14 protein-coding genes are annotated in these 19,009 nt (G+C 65.7%); 4 read left to right on the forward strand and 10 right to left on the reverse strand.

The window, feature by feature from the left end:
- Positions 1–181: 181 nt before the first annotated feature.
- The 6 genes from QRM60_RS18415 to QRM60_RS18440 form a co-directional block, all read right to left on the reverse strand.
- Positions 182–2,014 (reverse strand): ABC transporter ATP-binding protein, encoded by a 1,833-nt coding sequence (locus QRM60_RS18415; RefSeq protein WP_285446796.1) that lies wholly within the window; start codon positions 2,012–2,014, stop codon positions 182–184.
- 165 nt (positions 2,015–2,179) lie between these two features.
- Positions 2,180–2,776 (reverse strand): plasmid pRiA4b ORF-3 family protein, encoded by a 597-nt coding sequence (locus QRM60_RS18420; RefSeq protein ID WP_285446797.1) that lies wholly within the window; start codon positions 2,774–2,776, stop codon positions 2,180–2,182.
- A 64-nt stretch (positions 2,777–2,840) separates the two neighbouring features.
- On the reverse strand, positions 2,841–5,900 hold the full coding sequence (locus QRM60_RS18425) for an efflux RND transporter permease subunit (protein WP_285446798.1): 3,060 nt from the start codon (positions 5,898–5,900) through the stop codon (positions 2,841–2,843).
- Entirely contained in the window at positions 5,897–7,003 is a 1,107-nt protein-coding gene (locus tag QRM60_RS18430) for an efflux RND transporter periplasmic adaptor subunit (RefSeq protein WP_285446799.1), read from the reverse strand. The genes QRM60_RS18425 and QRM60_RS18430 overlap by 4 nt, the downstream gene beginning before the upstream one ends.
- 22 nt (positions 7,004–7,025) lie before the next feature.
- Positions 7,026–7,862 carry a MipA/OmpV family protein gene (locus QRM60_RS18435; RefSeq protein ID WP_285446800.1) on the reverse strand — a complete coding sequence of 279 codons (837 nt, stop codon included), beginning with the start codon at positions 7,860–7,862 and terminating at the stop codon, positions 7,026–7,028.
- A gap of 19 nt (positions 7,863–7,881) precedes the next feature.
- Positions 7,882–9,345, reverse strand: a complete 1,464-nt coding sequence (locus QRM60_RS18440; RefSeq protein ID WP_228436875.1) for an efflux transporter outer membrane subunit — start codon at positions 9,343–9,345, stop codon at positions 7,882–7,884.
- Between the two features lie 105 nt (positions 9,346–9,450).
- Between QRM60_RS18440 and QRM60_RS18445 the strand changes: the two genes are divergently transcribed.
- Both QRM60_RS18445 and QRM60_RS18450 read left to right on the forward strand, forming a co-directional pair.
- Positions 9,451–10,140, forward strand: coding sequence for a response regulator (locus QRM60_RS18445; RefSeq protein ID WP_103700023.1), 690 nt, complete (start codon positions 9,451–9,453; stop codon positions 10,138–10,140).
- On the forward strand, positions 10,137–11,330 hold the full coding sequence (locus QRM60_RS18450) for an ATP-binding protein (protein WP_115001041.1): 1,194 nt from the start codon (positions 10,137–10,139) through the stop codon (positions 11,328–11,330). The genes QRM60_RS18445 and QRM60_RS18450 overlap by 4 nt, the downstream gene beginning before the upstream one ends.
- A 59-nt stretch (positions 11,331–11,389) precedes the next feature.
- Here the strand turns inward: QRM60_RS18450 and QRM60_RS18455 are convergent, their stop codons facing one another.
- From QRM60_RS18455 to rraA, 3 genes are all read right to left on the reverse strand, one after another.
- Positions 11,390–12,655 carry a cation:proton antiporter gene (locus QRM60_RS18455; RefSeq protein WP_115001043.1) on the reverse strand — a complete coding sequence of 422 codons (1,266 nt, stop codon included), beginning with the start codon at positions 12,653–12,655 and terminating at the stop codon, positions 11,390–11,392.
- Between the two features lie 302 nt (positions 12,656–12,957).
- Positions 12,958–14,529: a serine hydrolase gene (locus QRM60_RS18460; RefSeq protein WP_228436939.1), complete on the reverse strand. Its 1,572-nt coding sequence runs from the start codon at positions 14,527–14,529 to the stop codon at positions 12,958–12,960.
- A gap of 54 nt (positions 14,530–14,583) precedes the next feature.
- Positions 14,584–15,084: a ribonuclease E activity regulator RraA gene (gene rraA / locus QRM60_RS18465; protein ID WP_115005949.1), complete on the reverse strand. Its 501-nt coding sequence runs from the start codon at positions 15,082–15,084 to the stop codon at positions 14,584–14,586.
- Between the two features lie 191 nt (positions 15,085–15,275).
- On the opposite strand from rraA, the gene QRM60_RS18470 reads away from it, so the two are divergent.
- Entirely contained in the window at positions 15,276–16,103 is an 828-nt protein-coding gene (locus QRM60_RS18470; protein ID WP_285446801.1) for a DUF72 domain-containing protein, read from the forward strand.
- A 671-nt stretch (positions 16,104–16,774) separates the two neighbouring features.
- Positions 16,775–17,722, forward strand: a complete 948-nt coding sequence (locus QRM60_RS18475) for a DMT family transporter (RefSeq protein WP_012437880.1) — start codon at positions 16,775–16,777, stop codon at positions 17,720–17,722.
- 555 nt (positions 17,723–18,277) lie between these two features.
- On the opposite strand, the gene QRM60_RS18480 is transcribed toward QRM60_RS18475, so the two are convergent.
- Positions 18,278–19,000 (reverse strand): pseudouridine synthase, encoded by a 723-nt coding sequence (locus QRM60_RS18480; RefSeq protein WP_011037770.1) that lies wholly within the window; start codon positions 18,998–19,000, stop codon positions 18,278–18,280.
- Between the last annotated feature and the right edge of the window lie 9 nt (positions 19,001–19,009).

Here is a 19,009-nt window from a genome sequence, read left to right on the forward strand (position 1 = left end):
AGGGGCGGATGAGGGTGCGGGCGAAGCCTCGTGTGGCCAACATAGCAAGTGGCTACGCCCCGTACCCTCACCCCAACCCCTCTCCCGAGGGGAGAGGGGCTTGGATGCTTGCTAATTTCCCGTTGGCAAGTTTTCAAGCCACACGAAGCCAATTGCGTGTCCTCACGCGTCGCTTTTTCCGTCACGCATCGGCCGCAACAAACCCGCCGGTCTGCCGCGCCCATAGCCGGGCGTACAGGCCGCCGTGCGCGATCAGTTCCGCATGCGTGCCTGTCTCGACGATGCGCCCACCATCCATCACCACCAGGCGATCCATGCGCGCGATGGTGGAGAGCCGATGCGCGATCGCAATGACGGTCTTGTCACTCATCAACGCATCCAGGCTGTCCTGGATGGCCGCTTCCACTTCCGAATCCAGCGCCGAGGTAGCTTCGTCCAGGATCAGGATCGGCGCGTCTTTCAGCAGCACGCGTGCGATGGCGATGCGCTGGCGCTGGCCACCCGACAACTTGACCCCGCGTTCGCCCACATGTGCATCGAAACCGCGGCGGCCTTCGCCATCCACCAGCGTGTCGATAAAGCCATCCGCACGCGCCTTGTGCACTGCGTCCAGCAGTTGCGCTTCGGTGGCCTGCGGGCGGCCGTACAGCAGATTGTCGCGAATGGAACGGTGCAGCAGCGAGGTGTCCTGCGTGACCAGGCCGATCTGCCCGCGCAGGCTTTCCTGCGTGACCTGGGCGATGTCCTGGCCATCGATCAGGATGCGCCCCTGCTCCAGGTCGTACAGGCGCAGCAGCACGTTGACCAATGTCGACTTGCCTGCACCGGAGGGCCCCACCAGACCGATCTTTTCGCCGGCGCGCACCTGCAGATCGAGCCCGGCGATCACACCGCCGCGCTTGCCGTAATGGAAGTGGATCTGGTCGAAATGCACCGCGCCCTGCGTCACCTGCATCGGTAGCGCGGTGGGCTGGTCCTGCACCGTCAGTGGCTGGGCGATGGTCTGCATGCCGTCCTGCACGCTACCGATGTCTTCGAAAATGCCGTTCACCGTCCACATGATCCAGCCGGACATGTTGTGGATGCGGATCACCAGCCCGGTGGCCAGCGTAATGGCGCCCACGCTGATCTGGCCGCGGCTCCACAGCCACAACGCCAGCCCGCAGGTGCCCACGATCAGGAAGCCGTTGGCGACGGCGATGGCGGTGTCCATTGCGGTGGTCACGCGCGTTTGCAGGCGATGCTTGACCGCCAGCTCGTCGATCGCATCGCGCACGTAGGCCTCTTCGCGGCGCGCATGCGAAAACAGCTTGAGCGTGGCGATATTGGTGTAGCCATCCACGATGCGCCCGGTGGCCTTGGAGCGCGCGTCCGATGCCACCCACGCACGCGCCTTCATGCGCGGCACGAAGAACGCCATCAGCCCCACATACGCCACCAGCCAACACAGCAGCGGCACCATCAACCACGGGTCGGCCTGCGCGAACAACCACAGTGCGCTGCCGGTATAGACCACGATGTACCAGAGTGCATCGACCATCTGCACCGCCGATTCGCGCAGCGAGGTGCCCGTCTGCATCACGCGGTTGGCGATACGCCCGGCAAAATCGTTGTGGAAAAAGCCCAGGCTCTGGCGCACCACGTAGTTGTGCATCAGCCAGCGCGAACGGTTGCTGAGGCCAGGCACGATGGCCTGATTGACCAGCAGGTTATGCAGCCCCGTGAAGAACGGCCGCGCCACCAGCGTGATCGCCGCCATCCACACCAGCTCGCCAGCATGGCGACGGAAGAACTCCGGCCCCGGCTGCTCGGCCAGCATGTCGACGATGCGACCGAGGAAGTCGAACATCGCCACTTCCACCAGCGCCAGCAGCAGGCCGGCGATCAGCGTGGCCAGCAGGATCGGCCACAAAGGCCGCAGATAATGCAGGTAAAAGCGCCACACGCTGCGTGGCGGCATCTCCCGCTCGATGGGCGGGAAAATATCGATCAGGGACTCGAACCAGCGGAACATTGCGCAGACTTCGGAAAAACCGGGGCCTCAGGCTAGCCGATCGGGCGTCAAGCCGCAGTGGCGCTGCTCGATAAGCGCCGCCTGATCAGCCCGTACAACGCGTAAACGCCACCGTGGCGCGCGAAAAAATTTCCAGGTTCTCCTCAGATGCCGGGCGCACACGCCTCACTCGCGCACGCGCGCCAGCAAACGATTGACCTCTGCCAGATCGAAATGACCGGGCTCGAACCGCCCGCCCAACGTCGCCAGTTCCTGCACATGCTGCGGGTGGTCCGGGTCGGCGATGATCTGCACCAGCGTCTGATAGCCGTCAATGCCGTCACTGCGCTCTGGCGGGCAGGCATTGGCCCCGTCCACGCAGCGCGCCACACGCAGGCCGGCATCCGGCGGCAACAGCGCTTCCACCTGCACGCGATGCTGCCAGCCATGGCCGGCGCCGTAGAAATACTCGAAGCGTTCCAGTTCGCCCACTGCGCTTTCCAGGGTGACGCGGCCGGCATGTTTGAGCCGTGGACGCTCCGGCACATCCAGCCCGAATTCGCCATAACGCCCACCGCCCAGGTCGAACTCGTAGGGGTGCGCGCCATTCCAGCCCATCACCGGCTGCAATACGCGATGCAGCGTGGCCAGGCGCACCGCGCCCGACACCAGCAGGCGCCGCCAGATCAGCGGCGCACTGCCGGTCACTGCCACATGCAGTTGAAACACAGGTACAGGTGGCTGCACCGGCTGCTGTGTGGCTTTCTCTTTTGCTTTGCTCATCGTGTCGTGTTTGCTGCTGTCTGCCCCAAGTATGGCGTGCCGGGCCGACGAATGCAGGCGCGGTCTAGGCACCGCGCCGCACGCGCAGGCCGAACAGCAGGTCGTACAGGATCGGGATCAAGCCCAGCGTCACCAGCGTGCCCAACGCCAACCCACCGATCATGGTGATCGCCATCCCGGTCCACAGCGGGCCGGCGAACAGCATCAGCGGTACCAGGCCGACGATGCAGGTGAGCTTGGTCATGACGATCGGACGCAGACGTTTGACCGCGGCAGCAACCACTGCCTCGCGGCGTGGCAGGCCATCGGCAAGTTCGGCCTCGATGCGTTCCAACAGCAACACCGCGTTGTTGACGATGATGCCGGCCAGCGCCAGCAAGCCGAACGTCGCCATGAAGCCAAACGGATAGCCCGTGATCACCAGCGCCAGCGCCGCGCCGATCAACACGAATGGCACCGCCGACAGCACGATGAACAATTTGCGGAACGAGTTGAACTGCCACACGAACAGCAACAGGATCGCACCCAGCGCATGCGGCATGTAGTGCAGCAAGGCTTGATTGGCTTCGGCTGAATCCTCCAGTTCACCGCCAATCTCCACGCGGTAGCCTGGCGGCAACTTGAGCGCAGCGATGGGCGCCGCCAGCCGCTCGACGATCTCGGTCGCGGTCAATTGCGGATTGCGCGCAGTCACCGTGATGGCACGACTGAGGTTGCGCCGCTGGATCGCCGACGGCTCGCTGTCGCGCAGCACGGTGGCGATTGCCGCTAGCGGCACCGGCGCGCCGCCTGCTTGCGGATACACCAGCGTATCGGCCGGATTGCCGTTGGCGGCGCGCTCATGTGCGCTGCCACGTACGACCACCGGCACATCGGTGCCATCGTCGCGGATCAACGTGGCGTCCACGCCGCTGTAGCGCGCCTGCAATGCCCGCGCCACGTCTTCGCTGCTCACACCGGCGCGCCGCGCTTTGAGCTGGTCGACCTGCACCACATAGCGCGGAATGCGGGCTTGCCAATCGTCCTGCACATCCACGGTGCCCGGCACTGCCCGCAACGCCTTGGCAATGGCAGCCGCGCTGCTGCGCAACACGGCCTCGTCCGGGCCCACCACGCGGTACACTGCCATGCCGGCTTCGGTCGCGCCTAGCGAAAAGCGTTTGGGCTCGGCACGCAGCGCGGGGAAATGGCTGCGCACATGCGCGCGCACTCGTGCGATCACCGCATCGATGTCGGTGCCGGGCCGCACGCTGACCGTGAAGTACGCCTGGTTGGCGGCCGGCAGCGGCGGGTTCAGGCCCAACACGATGCGCGGCCCGCCATCGGCGACATAGCCGATGCTGTCCACCACTTCGGGGTTGGCGCGGCGGTCGCCCAACCAGCGGCTGAGGTCGCTCACCGTGCGCAGGGTTTCGCGTGCATCGCTGCCCGCTTGCAAGGTTACCGGCATCTGGAACTGCAGGCGATCAGACTTGGGCAGGAAATCGTACGGAATCGACACCAGCACGGTGATCGCCACCGCCAGCATCGCCGCCATGGCACCGATGAAGAGCGCCTTGTGCTGCAGCACACGTTCGATGACGCGCCGGTAGCCACGATAGAACTGCGATTCCGCTGCGTCGCTGTCCTTGGCGGCATGCACCTTGGCGAAATACATGCACAGCAGCGGCGTCACCGTGATGCTCAGCAACCACGACCCAAGCAGCGTCACGCCCAACACGGTGGCCAGCGAGCGCAGATATTCGTTGGTGCTGGTCTGGCCGAAAAAGAATGGCGAGAACGCCAGCACGATGACCAACGACGAGGTCAGCAATGGGGTTGCCAACGTCCGGCCTGCATCGATACAAGCCTGGCGACGTTCCTCGCCGGCCACCAGACGGCGCTCGATGTCTTCGGCAATGACGATGCCGTTGTCCACCAATAAGCCCAGCGCGAGAATAATGGCGGCAATCGAGACCGTCTGCAGCTCCACGTCCAGCACGCGCATGACGATCAGCGAGGCGAAGATGGTCAACGGCACGATCGCGCCGACGATCAAGCCGGTGCGCCAGCCCAGAAACAGCATCACCACCGCCATGACGATGACAATGGTCTCGCCCATGACGTGATGCATCTTGCCCATCTCACGCTCGACCACATCGGCCTGGAAGCTCACTACGTGCTGGGTAAAGCCGACAGGCAGTTGGCGCGCGGTGTCGTCGAGCTTGGCGCGCAGCGCCTTGCCGAAGTCGGCGATATTGCTGCCAGGTTGCATCGACACCGAGACCACCACCGCCGGCTGGCCCTGGTAAACGGCCGCGCTTTGCGGCGGGTCGGCCGGCATCACCTGCACCTGTGCCAACTCGCCCAGGGTTACCTCACGCGCGCCGCCGGCAGATGCGCCCGGCACTCTCAGCAGCACGCTGCGCAACTGTTCGGGCGTGCGAATTTCGCCGGTGGTGGCCACGGTCAGCGCCAATCCAGACACTGCCACTTGCCCACCGGAGCCCACCACATTCTGCGCGCGCAATTGCGCCATCACGCTGGACGGGGTCAGGCCGCTCGCCAGCAGGCGCGCGCGATCAAACGACAAGTACACGCGCTCATCCTGCAGGCCGAACAACTTCACCTGCTCCACGCCGGGCAAGCCATATAACTGCTCGCGCATGCGCCGCAGCGGGCCGCGCATTTCGCTCATCGAAAAGCCTGGCGCGGTGACTGCAATCGAGGCCACCGACACGCGCCCGAAGTCGTCGTCGACGAACGGACCAAGCGTACCGGCAGGCAATTGCGCACCGGCCTCTGCGGCCTTGGCGCGCACACGCTGCCAGAGCGCCGGCAAATCCTGCACATCGTCGTAGGCGGTCAACTGCACGATCGCGCTGCCCGGGCGCACCGTAGTGACGATGCGCTTGATACCTGCCAGCTCACGCAGCTGCTCTTCAACGGGGCGCGCCAGCAGGTTCTCCACCTGCGCGCTGGGCATGCCGGGATAGGCCACCGACACCAGCATGTCGCGCACGGTCACCGACGGCTCTTCCTGCGAGGGGAAGCCGAGGAACGCCACGATGCCGCCGATCAGAATCATCGCTGCCGCAAACAACGTCAGCCGGCTCGAACGCATCGCCATGTGTGTCAGCTTCATGGCGCGCGACCTCCGCTCAGCTGCGTCTGTGCCTGCAGTGGGGTCACCGGCTGGCCGCTGACCAGAAAGCCCACCCCGGCGCTGACCACCTGCTCGCCTGCACGCAGCCCGCGCAGAATCTGGACGCGCTCACCGACAATCGTCCCCAGGTCGACTGCACGTTCGATCACGGCCCGCTTTGCCGGCTGGTACACGAACACACTGGCCTGTTGCCGATTGAGCCGCGGCACGACCGCCGACAACGGCACGCTGGGCGTAGAAGCAGCGCGCGTAGGCAGGGTCAGCAGCACACTGTCGCCGCTGCGCAGTGCCGTCGTTGCGGCGACCGGCTCGAACAACGCCTGCACCGTTGCGGCATTGTCCACGCGGCTGGAAAGACTGCGCAGACGCAGCGCGACCGGCGCCGCGCCAGCATCAACTATGCGAGCGTGGACGGGTTGCCCGGGCACCAGGTCGGCGACGGCAGCTGTCGGCAGCGTGGCGACCAGTTGCACATGGCCCTGCCCTTCCACCTGCAGCACCGTCTGCCCCGCTGCCACATCCGCCTGCGGCTGTTGCAGGCGCGCCACCACGCTGCCATCGTACGGCGCGCGCAACTCGCCCAGACGCCTACCGCGGCGGGCCATGGCCAGATCGGCCCTGGCCACCTGCAGTTGTGCGGTAGCGGCATCAGCCGCCGCGCGCGCGGCCGTCAAGGTCGCATTGGAACTTGCACCATCATCGAACATCGCCTGTTGCTGGCGCGATTGCAGTTGCCGTTCGCCAGACTGCGCCAGCGCCGCACGCACATTTGCGTCGGCCTGCTGTTCGCGCAGGCGCAGCGGTTCATCGTCCAGGCGCGCCAGCACTTGCCCGCGCGTCACGCGGTCGCCCACATCCACCAATACCGCAGAAAGACGGCCCGCTCCTTCGAACGCCAACTCGGCGCGCTGTTCCTGGCGCACCAGCGCCGGCACCTGCAGGGGGCTGTCGCTGCCGGCGCCAAAGCGCTCCAGCTTCACCGCGCGCGGCGTCTCGGTGGCGGGCGCATCCGGCCCACTGCAGGCGGCCAATCCCAGCAGCAACGTGCCGCACACCAGGCCGCGATAAAACATCGTCATCATTCGATCCCCCGGTCTGTTCCGCTCAGCGGCTGTAGGTCAGTGCAAAGGTGCCGCCGACCACAGCGCGGCGTGCCACCAGCGGGCTGTCTTCGGCGTTGTCCAGGTAGCGCGTGCCGGTGACGCCCAGCGTGGTGGCCCAGTGGTCGCCCAGCGAATGCGTCCAACTGCCACCGACTGCGGCGGCGTAGACGCCGGATCCCGCGTTGAAAGCCTCAAAACGCGTACGCCCGGCCTGCGCATCGGTGACGCCGAAATAGGCCTGATTGAAGCGGCGGTCGCCGCCATGCACGTCCAGATCCAGAGTGACCGTGTCGCTGGCGCGATGCAGCAGGGTGAACTCCACTCCGGCGCGATAGCGGTTACGGCGCGCCGCATCCTTGAGCGCGAATTCCGCCTCCGCGTTGACGTTCATGTAGGGCGTCACTTGCTGCATCACCAGCGTGCGTGCGGTCACCGACCCAGGCACATCGCCCATGCCAGCCAGCAGGCGCGAGCCCGGCCGCCAGTTGCTGTCGCTTTGCAGCCGGCCCAGGTCGTAATACAGCGATTGCGAGATGTAGAAGCCAGACTTGCTCTGGTATTGCAGGCCAGCACCGCGCGCCGTATCGAAGAACAGCACACCGCGTTGCACCACCAGCACCGGGTTGGATTGCACGCGTGCGCGTTCGGCACCGGCATATTCTGGCGTGGCAACTGCTGCGGCGCCCGCAGTGATTTCAGTCCGCTCTCCCAGCAGGCGCGAGCTCCCGGTCAAGTCGGTTTGTGCATGCGCGATGCACGGAATGGCGCTCATGCACGCAAGGACGCCGGCGCGAACAGCATGGTTGCCACGCAGGCGATTGAAGGACAGTACATTCATCGAAAGTCTCCAGCAGACGTCAGGAAGAGGTAGGCAGGCGCACGCCGTAGAACGCCTGAAACAGGGCAATGCGGCTCAGCACGCGTTGACGTGCGGTGTCCAGGTAATCGAGTTCGGCTTGGGCGATGCGCGAGCGCTCGGCCAGCAGCGTGCTGCGGTCTTCCAGGCCGGCATCCACGCGCTTGTGCATGCGAGCAAGACGCAGTTGCTCGCGTTCGACCTGCTCGCGCGCGAGCGGCTCGGCCTGCGACAAGGTCGCGTGCGCGTCGAGCGCATTAGCGACCTCACGAAACGCAGACTCGATCGACTGCTCGTAGGCGACCACATCGGCGCGTTTACGCACCTGCGCCAGATCCAGATTGGCGCGATTACGGCCACCGTCGAACAACGGCAGATTCAGTTGCGGCATAAAGCTCCACAACCCGTGGCCTGCAGAAAACAAGCCGCTCAATCCGTCGCTGGCGGTGCCCACGCTGGTGCTCAAGGTGATCGACGGAAAAAACGCCGCACGCGCCGCGCCGATATCGGCATTGGCCGCGCGCAGTTCCAGCTCGGCTTGCTGGATATCCGGGCGTTGCAGCAAGAGTGACGAATCGAGTGCGCGCCATGCGCTCGCAGGCGCATCTGCGGCGATCAAACCCTGCAGATCGCCGGGTACCGGCGTGCTGTCATAGCCGGCCAGCAACCGCAGTGCACGCACCGCCGCAGCATGGTTATCGTTGCCCTGCAAGGCCGCCACATGGGCCTGATCGGCCTGACGGCGCTGCGCATCGCGCTCGTCGCGCGCAATCAGCCCCACCTGATATTGACGCTCGGCAATGGCCAGGAGCGCAGTGCTGTCGGCATCCAGCGATTGCAGTTGCTGCAGCGCCTGCGCAGCCGTGCGCTCGGCGGTGTAGGCACGCAGCACCTCGGCAATCAGGGCACCACGCGCTGCATCGCGGCCGTAGGTGCTGGCCAGGTAACGCTGCCGCGCAGCCTCGGACATCGCCTGCAGCTTGCCGAAGAAATCCACTTCGAAATTGCCGATTCCCGCGTTGGCAATCACCAGATCCTGCTGGTAACGCGCATCCAGCGCAGGATTGTCGAAATGTTGCCGTAGCTGCTGCGCGCCGACGGCGATCGTGGGCAGACGCGACGCCTGGGCGATGCCGTACTGTGCGCGCGCCTGCTCCACTTGCAGTGCAGCGCGGCGGAAATCGCCGTTGTGCGCCAAGGCACGTTCGACTAGGGGCCGCAGGTCGCGGTCTGGCGCGAAGGCCTGCAGGAATGCGCGCTCCTGCGCGTTCAAACTCACGGCAGCCGTGGCATTGGCGTCGGGCTGATCGGGCGCGGATGCAGGCTGTGGGCTGCCGAACGTGGCCGGCACGCTCACCACCGGCCGCTGATAGGTCGGCGTCAGCGAGCAACCAGCCGACAGCACAGCACTGGCGGCAACCAGGCAAACGCAAGGCCAACGGCGCGGAATAATTTGTGGAATCATGATGTCGGAGCACAGAGCCAATCTCGACCGACATCCTCGACCTGTAGCGTCCAGGTTGTTTTCGGGAATTATCCAGATTTGATCGAGACGACAGGGCAGCACGCCATGACAGGCAAAAAGGTTCTGCTGGTGGAAGACGACGCCGATAGCGCCAGCATTTTGGAGGCCTATCTCCGCCGCGATGGCTTCGATGTGGCAGTGGCCGGCGATGGTGAACGCGCCATCCAGCTGCATCGGCAATGGGCACCGGATCTGGTGCTGCTGGATGTGATGCTGCCCAAGCTCAGCGGCATCGAGGTGCTGTCGGCGATTCGCCGCGCCGGCGACACGCCGGTGATCATGGTCACCGCCATTGGCGATGAACCGGAGAAGCTCGGCGCACTGCGCTACGGCGCCGACGATTACGTGGTCAAGCCGTACAGCCCCAAGGAAGTGGTGGCGCGCGTGCATGCCGTACTGCGCCGAAGCGTGGCCGTGCGCGCGCCGGGCGAGCCCCTGCAGCACGGTCGGCTGAGCGTGGATCCGGCCGCCGTGGTTGCCAGCGTGCAAGGCGAGAACGGCGACAGCGTGGCGCTGGATCTGACACCGACCGAATTCAATCTGCTCGCGCTGTTGCTCAAGACGCCATTCAAGGCCTTTACGCGCAGCGAACTGCTCGACGCCTGCCTGCCCGACAGCGATGCGCTGGAACGGGTGGTGGATTCGCATATCCACAACCTGCGCCGCAAACTTGAAGTGCATGGCATCACCGGCGTCCTGGTCACCGTGCGCGCAGTGGGATACCGCTTTCAATGAATGCCCTGCGGCGATTTCATGCGTGGCGTAGCCAGGCGCCGCTGTGGTGGTGGGTGGGGCTGCGCATGAGCGCGCTGGCGGTGCTGACCATGATGGTCATCGCCTTCGGCATGTGGTGCTATTTCAATCTTCGCTATAGCCTGATCCTGAGCACCGTGCCGGCTGAGCCGCGCGCGGAAATCGCCCAGCTGATCGAGCAACCCAGGGCCAACCAGGCGCGCTTGTGGGAGCTGTTCCAGCGCTATTACGACATCGAAAATTTCCTGCCCGGGCTGGCCAATCCGGACTGGTGGATGCTGGGCGCCATGATGACCATCTCGGTCCCGGTCATCCTGTTCTGCGGCCTGCTCGCATCGCGGCCGCTGTCGCGGCAATTTTCGCAGGTGGCTTCCGCAGCGCACCGGGTCAGCGACGGCGACTTCGGCGCGCGCGCGCAGGTGGTGACTGGCGCACCGGACGAGCTCACCGCCTTGGCCGACGACTTCAACACCATGAGCGGCAGGCTGCAGCAGTACGAGCGCGAATTGCGCGACTCCAGCGCGATGCTCGCGCATGAATTGCGCACCCCGCTCAATGCCGCAATGGGGCGCGTGCAAGGCATGCTGGATGACGTCTTTCCGCGCGAACCCGAGCAACTTCGGCTGGTGCATCGCCAGCTGGAGCAGATCAATCGGCTGATCGGGGATTTGCACCTGGTATCGCTGGCGCGTGCCGGCCAACTGGTGCTGGAGCCGGAAAGCGTCGACCTGCACGAGCTCGTCGCCGAGCGCATCGAGTGGGCGGGGCCCGTGCTGCGCGAGGCGCAAATGGCCATCCACTACCCCAAGCATCCGCCCCTCCGCCTGCGTGCCGACCGGCATCGGCTGGGCCAGGTGTTGTCGATCCTGATCGACAACGCAGTGCGCTACGCCGCAGCCGGCAAGGTGCTGGAGATAGAGGTGCGCCGCGAAGGCTCCGGCGTGGAGCTCACCTTGGGCGACCGTGGCCCCGGGGTAGAGCCTGCGCAATTACCGCATCTGCTGGATCGCTTCTGGCGCGCCGACAGCTCGCGCGCCCGGCATTCCGGTGGCAGCGGCCTAGGCCTGGCGATCGCATCAGCCATCTGCCAGGCGCACGATGGCCGCCTGGTCGTCAGCAACCGCGCCGGCGGTGGCCTGCTGGCCAGCGTGCAGTTGCCGCTGAGGCGTTGACGCGCCCCCCAGCGCGCGCACCCCTGCAGTTGCCTGCCACAGCAGACAACTGCGCGCCCTCACCGCGATTGCAGGCTCGGCACCGCGTCGCTCACGTGGGCGTGGCGGCGCATGATCCAGTTGAACAGCGGCGTGGCCATCAAGGTGGACAGGATCGCCATCAGCACCAGCACCGAGAACAGGCCTTGTTCGATCACCCCGGCCTGCAGGCCGATGTTGATGATGATCAGCTCCATCAGGCCACGCGCGTTCATCAGCGAACCGATCGCCATCGCGTCGCGGTTGTTTTCGCCGGTGGCACGCGCTGCGGCCCAGCAGGCCACGCCCTTGCCGATGAACGAGGCCGCCAGGATCGCCACGCCGGCCAGCATGATCTGCGGCTGCATCAGCACGCTGAGCTGGGTCTTGAGCCCCGAGTAAGTGAAGAACAGCGGCAGCAGCAACACCACCACGAACGGCTGCATCATCGCGCGCAGCTTTTCGGTCAACGCCCCCTTGGGCAGGCAGGCGCCGAGCAGGAAGCCGCCGAACACCGCATGGATACCGATCGCATCCATCGCCCAGGCGCTGAGGCAGAACAGCATCAGGATGACCGCCAACACGCCGTTGCCGAGCGGCTGATCGGGCACCACGTAATCAGACAACCGGCGCAGCAGGTGGCGACCGACAAAGAGCATGAACAACGCATAGGCCACGCCACCACCGATGGCCAGATAGGCGCTGCCCCAGCTGCCGCCGAAGCTGGCCAGGACCACGGCAAGAATGCACCACGCCGCCGCATCGTCGAACGCACCTGCAGTGAGTGCCAGCGTGCCCAACGGGCTATTGGTGAGGCCGCGCTCGTGGATGATGCGTGCCAGCATCGGGAAGGCGGTGATGGCGATGGCGGCGCCCAGGAATAGCGAAGCCTCCATCAGTTTGGCCTTTTCGGAGAACAGGCCTTGCACGTTGATCAACCACGGGCACAGCGCGAACGCCAACGCAAACGGCACCGCGATACCGGCCAACGACACGCTCATGGCACTGCGATAGCGCGCCTTGAAGTGGTCGCCACGAAAGTCGGTGCCGACCAGGAACATGTACAGGCCCACGCCGAACTGCGCGAACACGTACAGCACGTCCATGGTCTGCTTGGGAAACAGCGCCGCCTGCAGATCCGGCAGCACCAGTCCGAACAGCGACGGCCCCAGCATCACGCCGGCAATCATCTCGCCCACCACCTGCGGCTGACCTATGCGCTTGGCCAGCAGACCCACCACGCGGCACGCCAGCAGGATCGCGGCGGCCTGCAAAAAGAAATACACCGACATTTGCGGAGTGGTCATGCGTGGACGGCGTCCCTGAGAGTTGCGCGGATCATAGCGAGCCAGGCCGGTGGGCGATAGCGCCGACGGGCTACGCGCGCAGATGACCTGCAAGCAGTTGCGTTCGTTACGCGACAGGCGGGCGCAACTGCGAGATCCCATTCCGGTGGCGGTCGATGGGCCGCCACCGGTCGTTCAAAGGCCGCGCTCCGTGGCGGCTGGTCAGCCACGCGACGCAGATTGAGTTCGGCCGAAATCAGGCGGCCGCGTGTCTGCTTGCGCCGCGGTCCGGCGCCCCGGCAGGGCCACCGGTGCGCGTCAGCTCACTCCGGCGCGACTGCCGCCGCTGCCACCGGCGTCAACACCAGATCCTGGAAATCGAAACTGAAATCGGTCAATGGCGATATGGCCTCCATGCGCATCTCACGCACCTTGCCGTCGGGGGTCAGCGCAAAGTTGACGAACGCATCGGCATTCAAGGAGCGGTCGTCCCAGCGCACGATGAAGCTGTCGTGCTGCCAATGCTCCAGCGTGCCCACCAGTTGCGCGGTCTTGGCGAACTGCAGGCGCAGCCGCTTACCCTCTTGGCGGATCACCACCTCGCCGTACCAGGGGTCGCGATAGGTCGCGGCGTACCCACTCAGCGGTAACGACGGCGCCGAGCGCTTGGCACGCGCCTGCTCATGGTGTTTCCAGCTGGTATCGGCTTCGGCATCTGCCTTTTCCACGGCCTTGGCGTAGGCGGCGGTCCAGTCGGTGGTGGGCAGCTGCGAGAACGCATCCAGCACCTGCAGCGTCACCGCGTTGAATGCCGCGCCCACTTCTTGATTGGTCAGCACCACCACGCCGAGTTTTTGCTCCGGCACCAGGGTCAGCCGCGACACCATGCCGGGCCAGCCGCCGGTATGCCACACCAGCCGATGGCCGCGGTAATCGCTGAGGCTCCAACCCTCGCCGTAGCCGGCAAAGTTGGGGCGCGCCGCGGCCAGCTCGGGCACCGCCGGCTCCGGCACACTGATCGGCGTGATCATCGACCACATCTCGCGCTGCCGCTTGGCACTGAACAAGGGGGTGCCATCGGCCAGCGTGCCGCCGGCCAGTTGCACGTTCATCCACAACGCCATGTCGTGCGCACTGGAATACACCCCGCCGGCGCCGGAATTGTTGGACCAGGTCAGCGGCGCCACCGTGCGCAGCTTGCTGAAGTCGTACTTGGCATGGCCAACGGCGGCAGCATCGCCGGGTTGCAGGTGATCGGCATTGAAGCGTGTGCCGGCCATGCCCACCGGCGTAAAAATGCGTTGCTGCAAAAACGCCGCATAGCTCTGCCCGGACACCTGCTCGATCACCTTCTGGGCGACCGCGTACAAGATGTTGTCGTAAGCATAGCGGTCGCGGAAGCCGCCCTTGAGCGGCACCTTGGCCAGCCGCTGCACCACTTCTTCGGTGGTGTAACTGGTGGTGGGCCAGTACAGCAGATCGCCTGCGCCCAGGCTCAAACCGCTGCGGTGCGCGAGCAGGTCGCGCACGCGCATTTCGTTGGTCACATATGGGTCGGACATGCGGAACCACGGCAGGTGCTCGATGACCTTGTCGTCCAGCGAGAGTTTGCCCTCATCGGCCAGGATCGACAGCGATGCGGCGGTGAAGGCCTTGGTGTTGGAAGCAATGGCGAACAGCGTATTGGCCTGCACCGGCGCCGGCTTGCCCAGCTCGCGCACACCGTAGCCGCGCTCCAGCACGATCTGACCATCCTTGACGATGGCTACGGCAATGCCGGGCACATCGAACTGCTTGCGCACCCGCTCCATCTGCGCGTCGAACTGCTGCATGCCGGCCGGCAATGCAGCCGTCTCAGCGGCCAAGGTGACACCACTCGCTGTCATGCCAGCCATCGCTCCCACCATCATCCAGGTCATCGGCTTGCTGTGCTGCTCTGTGCTCATCAATCAATGCTCCACGCCGGCGATTTCCAACGACAACGGCGTCGCTGCCACCACCACACCGTTCGCATCGGCATACAGCCAGTGCCCGGGGACGAACGCGACGCCGGCAAAATTCACCGGCACGTCCACATCGCCCAGGTCGCGGCGCTCGGTGCGGCGTGGGCACGCCGCCAACGCCAGCACGCCCAACGGCAAGCCCGCCAGGATCTCCACGTCGCGCACGCACCCGTGGATCAGCACGCCGGCCCAGCCATTGGCCACCGCCTGTGCGCCGATCTGGTCACCGAACAAAGCATGCCGCAAGGAGCCTTGCCCATCGACCACCAGCACGCGCCCGTCGCCAGGCGTGGAGGCCAGCTCGCGTATGCGCGAGTTGTCCTCGACACAGCGCACCGTGGCGATCGGTCCGGAAAAGGTGGTGCGCCCACCAAAGTGCCGAAACAGCGGCTCGGCAACCGCCACCTCGGGAAAGCGGTCGCAAAGATCGGGGGTGGTCCAGGTCATGACAACGCTCCGGCAAGGGGAGCCCGATGGTAGCCGGCTGCCAGCGACAGAGCATCCTCAGGCACTGGTTGCACGACGCAAGGTATCCGCTGTCGCCAGCGTCTTGCGGCGGCGTCGGTATCATCGGTCACTTGCAGCGATCGCAGTTCCGGTATATCGCGGCATCCCCCCTCGCCACTGCGGAGCCCGCCATGACCGATCTGTTCGCTGCAGCGCCCCTTGCCCTGGAAGGCATCCATGTCGGCATTGGCGGTTGGGTGTACGCACCGTGGCGCGCCGGCATGTTCTACCCCGAGGGTCTGGTGCAGCGCCGGGAGCTGGAATACGCCAGCCGCCATGTCACCGCCATCGAAATCAACGGCACGTACCACGGTGCGCAGAAACCGGCGACCTACGCGAAGTGGCGCGACGAGGTGCCACCGGGCTTTGTGTTCTCGGCCAAGGCGCCGCGGCGTATCACCCAATCACGCACGCTGGCTGGCACCGGCGCGCAGGTGGAGGACTTCATCGGTGGCATTGCCGAGCTGGGCGACACACTTGGGCCGCTGGTCTGGCAATTCGAGCAAGGCCATCGCCTGCAGCCCGACGACCTGGAGGAGTTCCTGTCGCTGTTGCCCAAGCGCGCCGGCAGCCGCGCGCTACGGCACGTGCTGGAGATCCGCGACCACGACGCCGTGGATGCCGCGCTCATCGCGCGGGTGCGCCAACATGGCGTGGCCACGGTGTTCACTGATTCTGACGAGCACCCTTCGTTTGCCGACCTTTCCACGGATTTTGTGTATGCGCGGCTGATGCGCAGCCAGGCACGCTTGCACACAGGTTATCCGGCACCGGCGCTGGCCCGCTGGGCCGAGCGCATCCAGGCCTGGCGCCGTGGCGAAGACCCGGCCGATCTTCCGCATGTCGGCGATGCACCGGCACTGGCCACTGCGCGCGAGGTGTTCGTGTTCTTCATCAGCGCCGCCAAGGAGCGCAACCCGGCTGCGGCGATGGCGCTGCTGCAGGCGCTGGGACGCTAGCGGCGCGCGACGCGCTGCAGTGCAGCTCAGGCGTTACGGGTGCGGTTGGTGTGCCAGCGGCCGGCCCGCTACACGCGCGGCAACGGCAACGGCCACTGTGCACGAGATGCTCTTCTCTTTCATCAGCCCGCCTGAGCAACGCAACCCGGAGGCGATGATGGTCCTTCTGCGCGCAATGGACCGCTTGCGGGGCGTGAGGCGCTGCGGTGCAGCTCAGGCATTACCGGTGCGCGGTCGCTGTACCAGCGGCCGGCCCGCTACACGCGCGGCAACGGCCACTGTGCGCGAGATGCGCTGGTCTTTCATCAGCTCGCCTGAGTAACGCAACTTGGCGGCGGTGATGGCCCTTCCGCAGGTAGTGGACCATTAGCGGAGCGCGAGGCACTACCGCGCAGGTCAGGCGCAACGGTTGCGTCCGGTGTGCCAGCGGCTGGCGCGCTACCGCTGTGGCGGCGGCTACACATGCGATAGCTCCAGAGAAACCCGATGACGCTTCTGCAGTACCGCGCACAACGACTTGGGGCCGAAGACACATGCCGCTACAGGCTTGGCCTTGACTCAGCCTGCGCCGCCTGTGGAGACAACCCGACGTCCGCTTTCGTAGTCCTGCGCGCACCGCTTTGGAGCCAACAACACGTAGGCCAGCCCAGCGGTTTCGGCGACAATGGCGCATGCCCATGACCGACCTGCGCAAAGCGCAACTGCAAATCCATTTCTGCGTGCTGCTCTGGGGCATCACCGCAATCCTCGGCAAGCTGATCACGCTGCAGGCGCTGCCGCTCGTGTGGTGGCGGATGCTGATCGTGGTGGTGGCGTTGTTGCTGCTGCCGCGCGTGTGGCGCGGGCTGCGCGCGATGTCGGCGCCGGTGATGCTGGGCTATTGCGGCATCGGCGTGCTGGTGGCGCTGCACTGGCTGACCTTCTACGGCGCGATCAAGTTGGCGAACGCTTCGGTGGCGGCCACCTGTATCGCATTGGCGCCGGTGTTCACCGCGGTGATCGAGCCCTGGGTGGCGCAGCGCCCGTTCCGGCCGCGCGAGCTGCTGTTCGGGCTGGCGGTGTTGCCGGGCGTGGCGCTGGTGGTCGGTGGCGTGCCCGATGGCATGCGTGCCGGCGTGGTGGTCGGCGCGGTCTCGGCGGTGTTCGTTGGCCTGTTCGGCTCGCTCAACAAACGCATGGTGGCGCACGCCGACCCGCTCACCGTCACCGCCCTGGAACTGGGTGCTGGCACGCTGGCCCTGACGGTGCTGGCGCCTGCCTTGCCATTGGTGCTGCCAGCCCTGCATGGCGACCTGCTGGTGCTGCCCAGCCTGCACGATGGCATGTTGCTGCTCGGCCTCGCCCTGGCCTGCACGCTGCTGCCGTTTGCCTTGGCGCTGGTCGCGCTGCGGCACCTCAGCGCCTACTCAGTGCAGCTGGTGACCAACCTGGAGCCGGTCTACGCGATCGTGCTGGCGATCGTGTTGCTGGGCGAACAACGCGAACTGACGCCGCTGTTTTACCTAGGCGTGGCGATCATCCTGGGCGCGGTCTTCCTGCATCCGGTGCTGGAGCGGCGCCGCAAGGTGGTACATCCCGAATTGCTCGGCACCGCCGAGGCGAAGAACATCGTCGATTGATCGGCCACGCCGAACGGCCATGGTTTTCGTAGGAGCGCGCTTGCGCGAGGGGCTTGACCGGGAACGCCCCATCGCGCGCAAGCGCGCTCCTACGGACACCGAATCTTCTCGGGGCGTTTACGCGGCCCTGGTCGTCGCATGCGACAGAATCAATGCGTACGCAGGCCATGCACTCGCTATGGCACCGCAATCTAAAGCATCGAACACCCAGCTGTTGTAGGAGCGCGCTTGCGCGCGAGGAGCTTGACCGGGAACGCCCCATCGCGCGCAAGCGCGCTCCTACGGGCACCAATCCTTCTGAGTGTCTGCGCCGCCAAGTCATCGCAGTACCAATTCGCACGACAGGCTCAGCACGCGCTGCGCACCAGCGTCCTGATGCGTCAGACACCCGGCTGTGGTAGGAGCGCGCTTGCGCGCGAGGGCTTTACCGGTAACGCACCATCGCGCGCAAGCGCGCTCCCACGATGAGCATTCCAGATGATGCATCGGGAAGCGTCCAAGCGACGATCAAACTGCGCCAAGCAGCAACCGCTCCAACACGCTGCCAAGCCACACTCACCAATCAGTACGCTGCGGCAATAACCCCTGCAATTCCTGGTCGGTGAGATTGCGCCACTGGCCGGGCTTGAGCGCGGCCAGCTTGATGTTGTCGATGCGCACGCGGCGCAGTTGGGTCACGCGGAAACCGAACGCCGCGGCCATCAGGCGGATCTGCCGGTTCAAGCCCTGCTCCAGCACGATGCGGAAGCCGAACTTGGCGATGCGCGCGGTACGGCACGGCAAGGTGGTTTCGTCATGCAGGCGCACGCCGCGGGCCATGCCACGCAGGAATTCGTCGGTGACCGGTTTGTTGACCGCGACCAGGTATTCCTTCTGATGCCGATTTTCCGCGCGCAGGATCTCGTTGACGATGTTGCCGTTGCTGGTCATCAGGATCAGCCCTTCGGAGTCCTTGTCCAGCCGGCCGATCGGGAAGATGCGCTGCTCGTGGCCCACGAACTCCACGATGTTGCCTTTCACCGAACTCTCGGTGGTGCTGGTGATGCCCACCGGCTTGTTGAGTGCGATGTACACGTGGCGCCGGGTACCAGGCTTTTTGGCCTCGCGCACGCGCAGGGGCTGGCCGTCCACCAGCACGGTGTCGTCTTCGCCGACCACCGCGCCGGTGCCGGCGATCACGCCATTGACGGTGACGCGGCGTTCGCCGATCAGGCGGTCCGCCTCGCGGCGGGAGCAGAAGCCGGTTTCGGCGATATGTTTGTTGAGTCGGGTCGTCATCGGCGGATT

It is taken from the genome of Xanthomonas sp. fls2-241-TYG-148 (genome assembly GCF_030208815.1).
GTDB lineage: Bacteria > Pseudomonadota > Gammaproteobacteria > Xanthomonadales > Xanthomonadaceae > Xanthomonas > Xanthomonas campestris.

Bases quoted from the DNA above. Each gene is read 5' to 3' on its own strand.
- QRM60_RS18415 (WP_285446796.1), bottom strand. From the start codon at position 2,014: ATGTTCCGCTGGTTCGAGTCCCTGATCGATATTTTCCCGCCCATCGAG.
- QRM60_RS18420 (WP_285446797.1), bottom strand. From the start codon at position 2,776: ATGAGCAAAGCAAAAGAGAAAGCCACACAGCAGCCGGTGCAGCCACCT.
- QRM60_RS18425 (WP_285446798.1), bottom strand. From the start codon at position 5,900: ATGAAGCTGACACACATGGCGATGCGTTCGAGCCGGCTGACGTTGTTT.
- QRM60_RS18430 (WP_285446799.1), bottom strand. From the start codon at position 7,003: ATGATGACGATGTTTTATCGCGGCCTGGTGTGCGGCACGTTGCTGCTG.
- QRM60_RS18435 (WP_285446800.1), bottom strand. From the start codon at position 7,862: ATGAATGTACTGTCCTTCAATCGCCTGCGTGGCAACCATGCTGTTCGC.
- QRM60_RS18440 (WP_228436875.1), bottom strand. From the start codon at position 9,345: ATGATTCCACAAATTATTCCGCGCCGTTGGCCTTGCGTTTGCCTGGTT.
- QRM60_RS18445 (WP_103700023.1), top strand. From the start codon at position 9,451: ATGACAGGCAAAAAGGTTCTGCTGGTGGAAGACGACGCCGATAGCGCC.
- QRM60_RS18450 (WP_115001041.1), top strand. From the start codon at position 10,137: ATGAATGCCCTGCGGCGATTTCATGCGTGGCGTAGCCAGGCGCCGCTG.
- QRM60_RS18455 (WP_115001043.1), bottom strand. From the start codon at position 12,655: ATGACCACTCCGCAAATGTCGGTGTATTTCTTTTTGCAGGCCGCCGCG.
- QRM60_RS18460 (WP_228436939.1), bottom strand. From the start codon at position 14,529: ATGGCTGGCATGACAGCGAGTGGTGTCACCTTGGCCGCTGAGACGGCT.
- rraA (WP_115005949.1), bottom strand. From the start codon at position 15,084: ATGACCTGGACCACCCCCGATCTTTGCGACCGCTTTCCCGAGGTGGCG.
- QRM60_RS18470 (WP_285446801.1), top strand. From the start codon at position 15,276: ATGACCGATCTGTTCGCTGCAGCGCCCCTTGCCCTGGAAGGCATCCAT.
- QRM60_RS18475 (WP_012437880.1), top strand. From the start codon at position 16,775: ATGCCCATGACCGACCTGCGCAAAGCGCAACTGCAAATCCATTTCTGC.
- QRM60_RS18480 (WP_011037770.1), bottom strand. From the start codon at position 19,000: ATGACGACCCGACTCAACAAACATATCGCCGAAACCGGCTTCTGCTCC.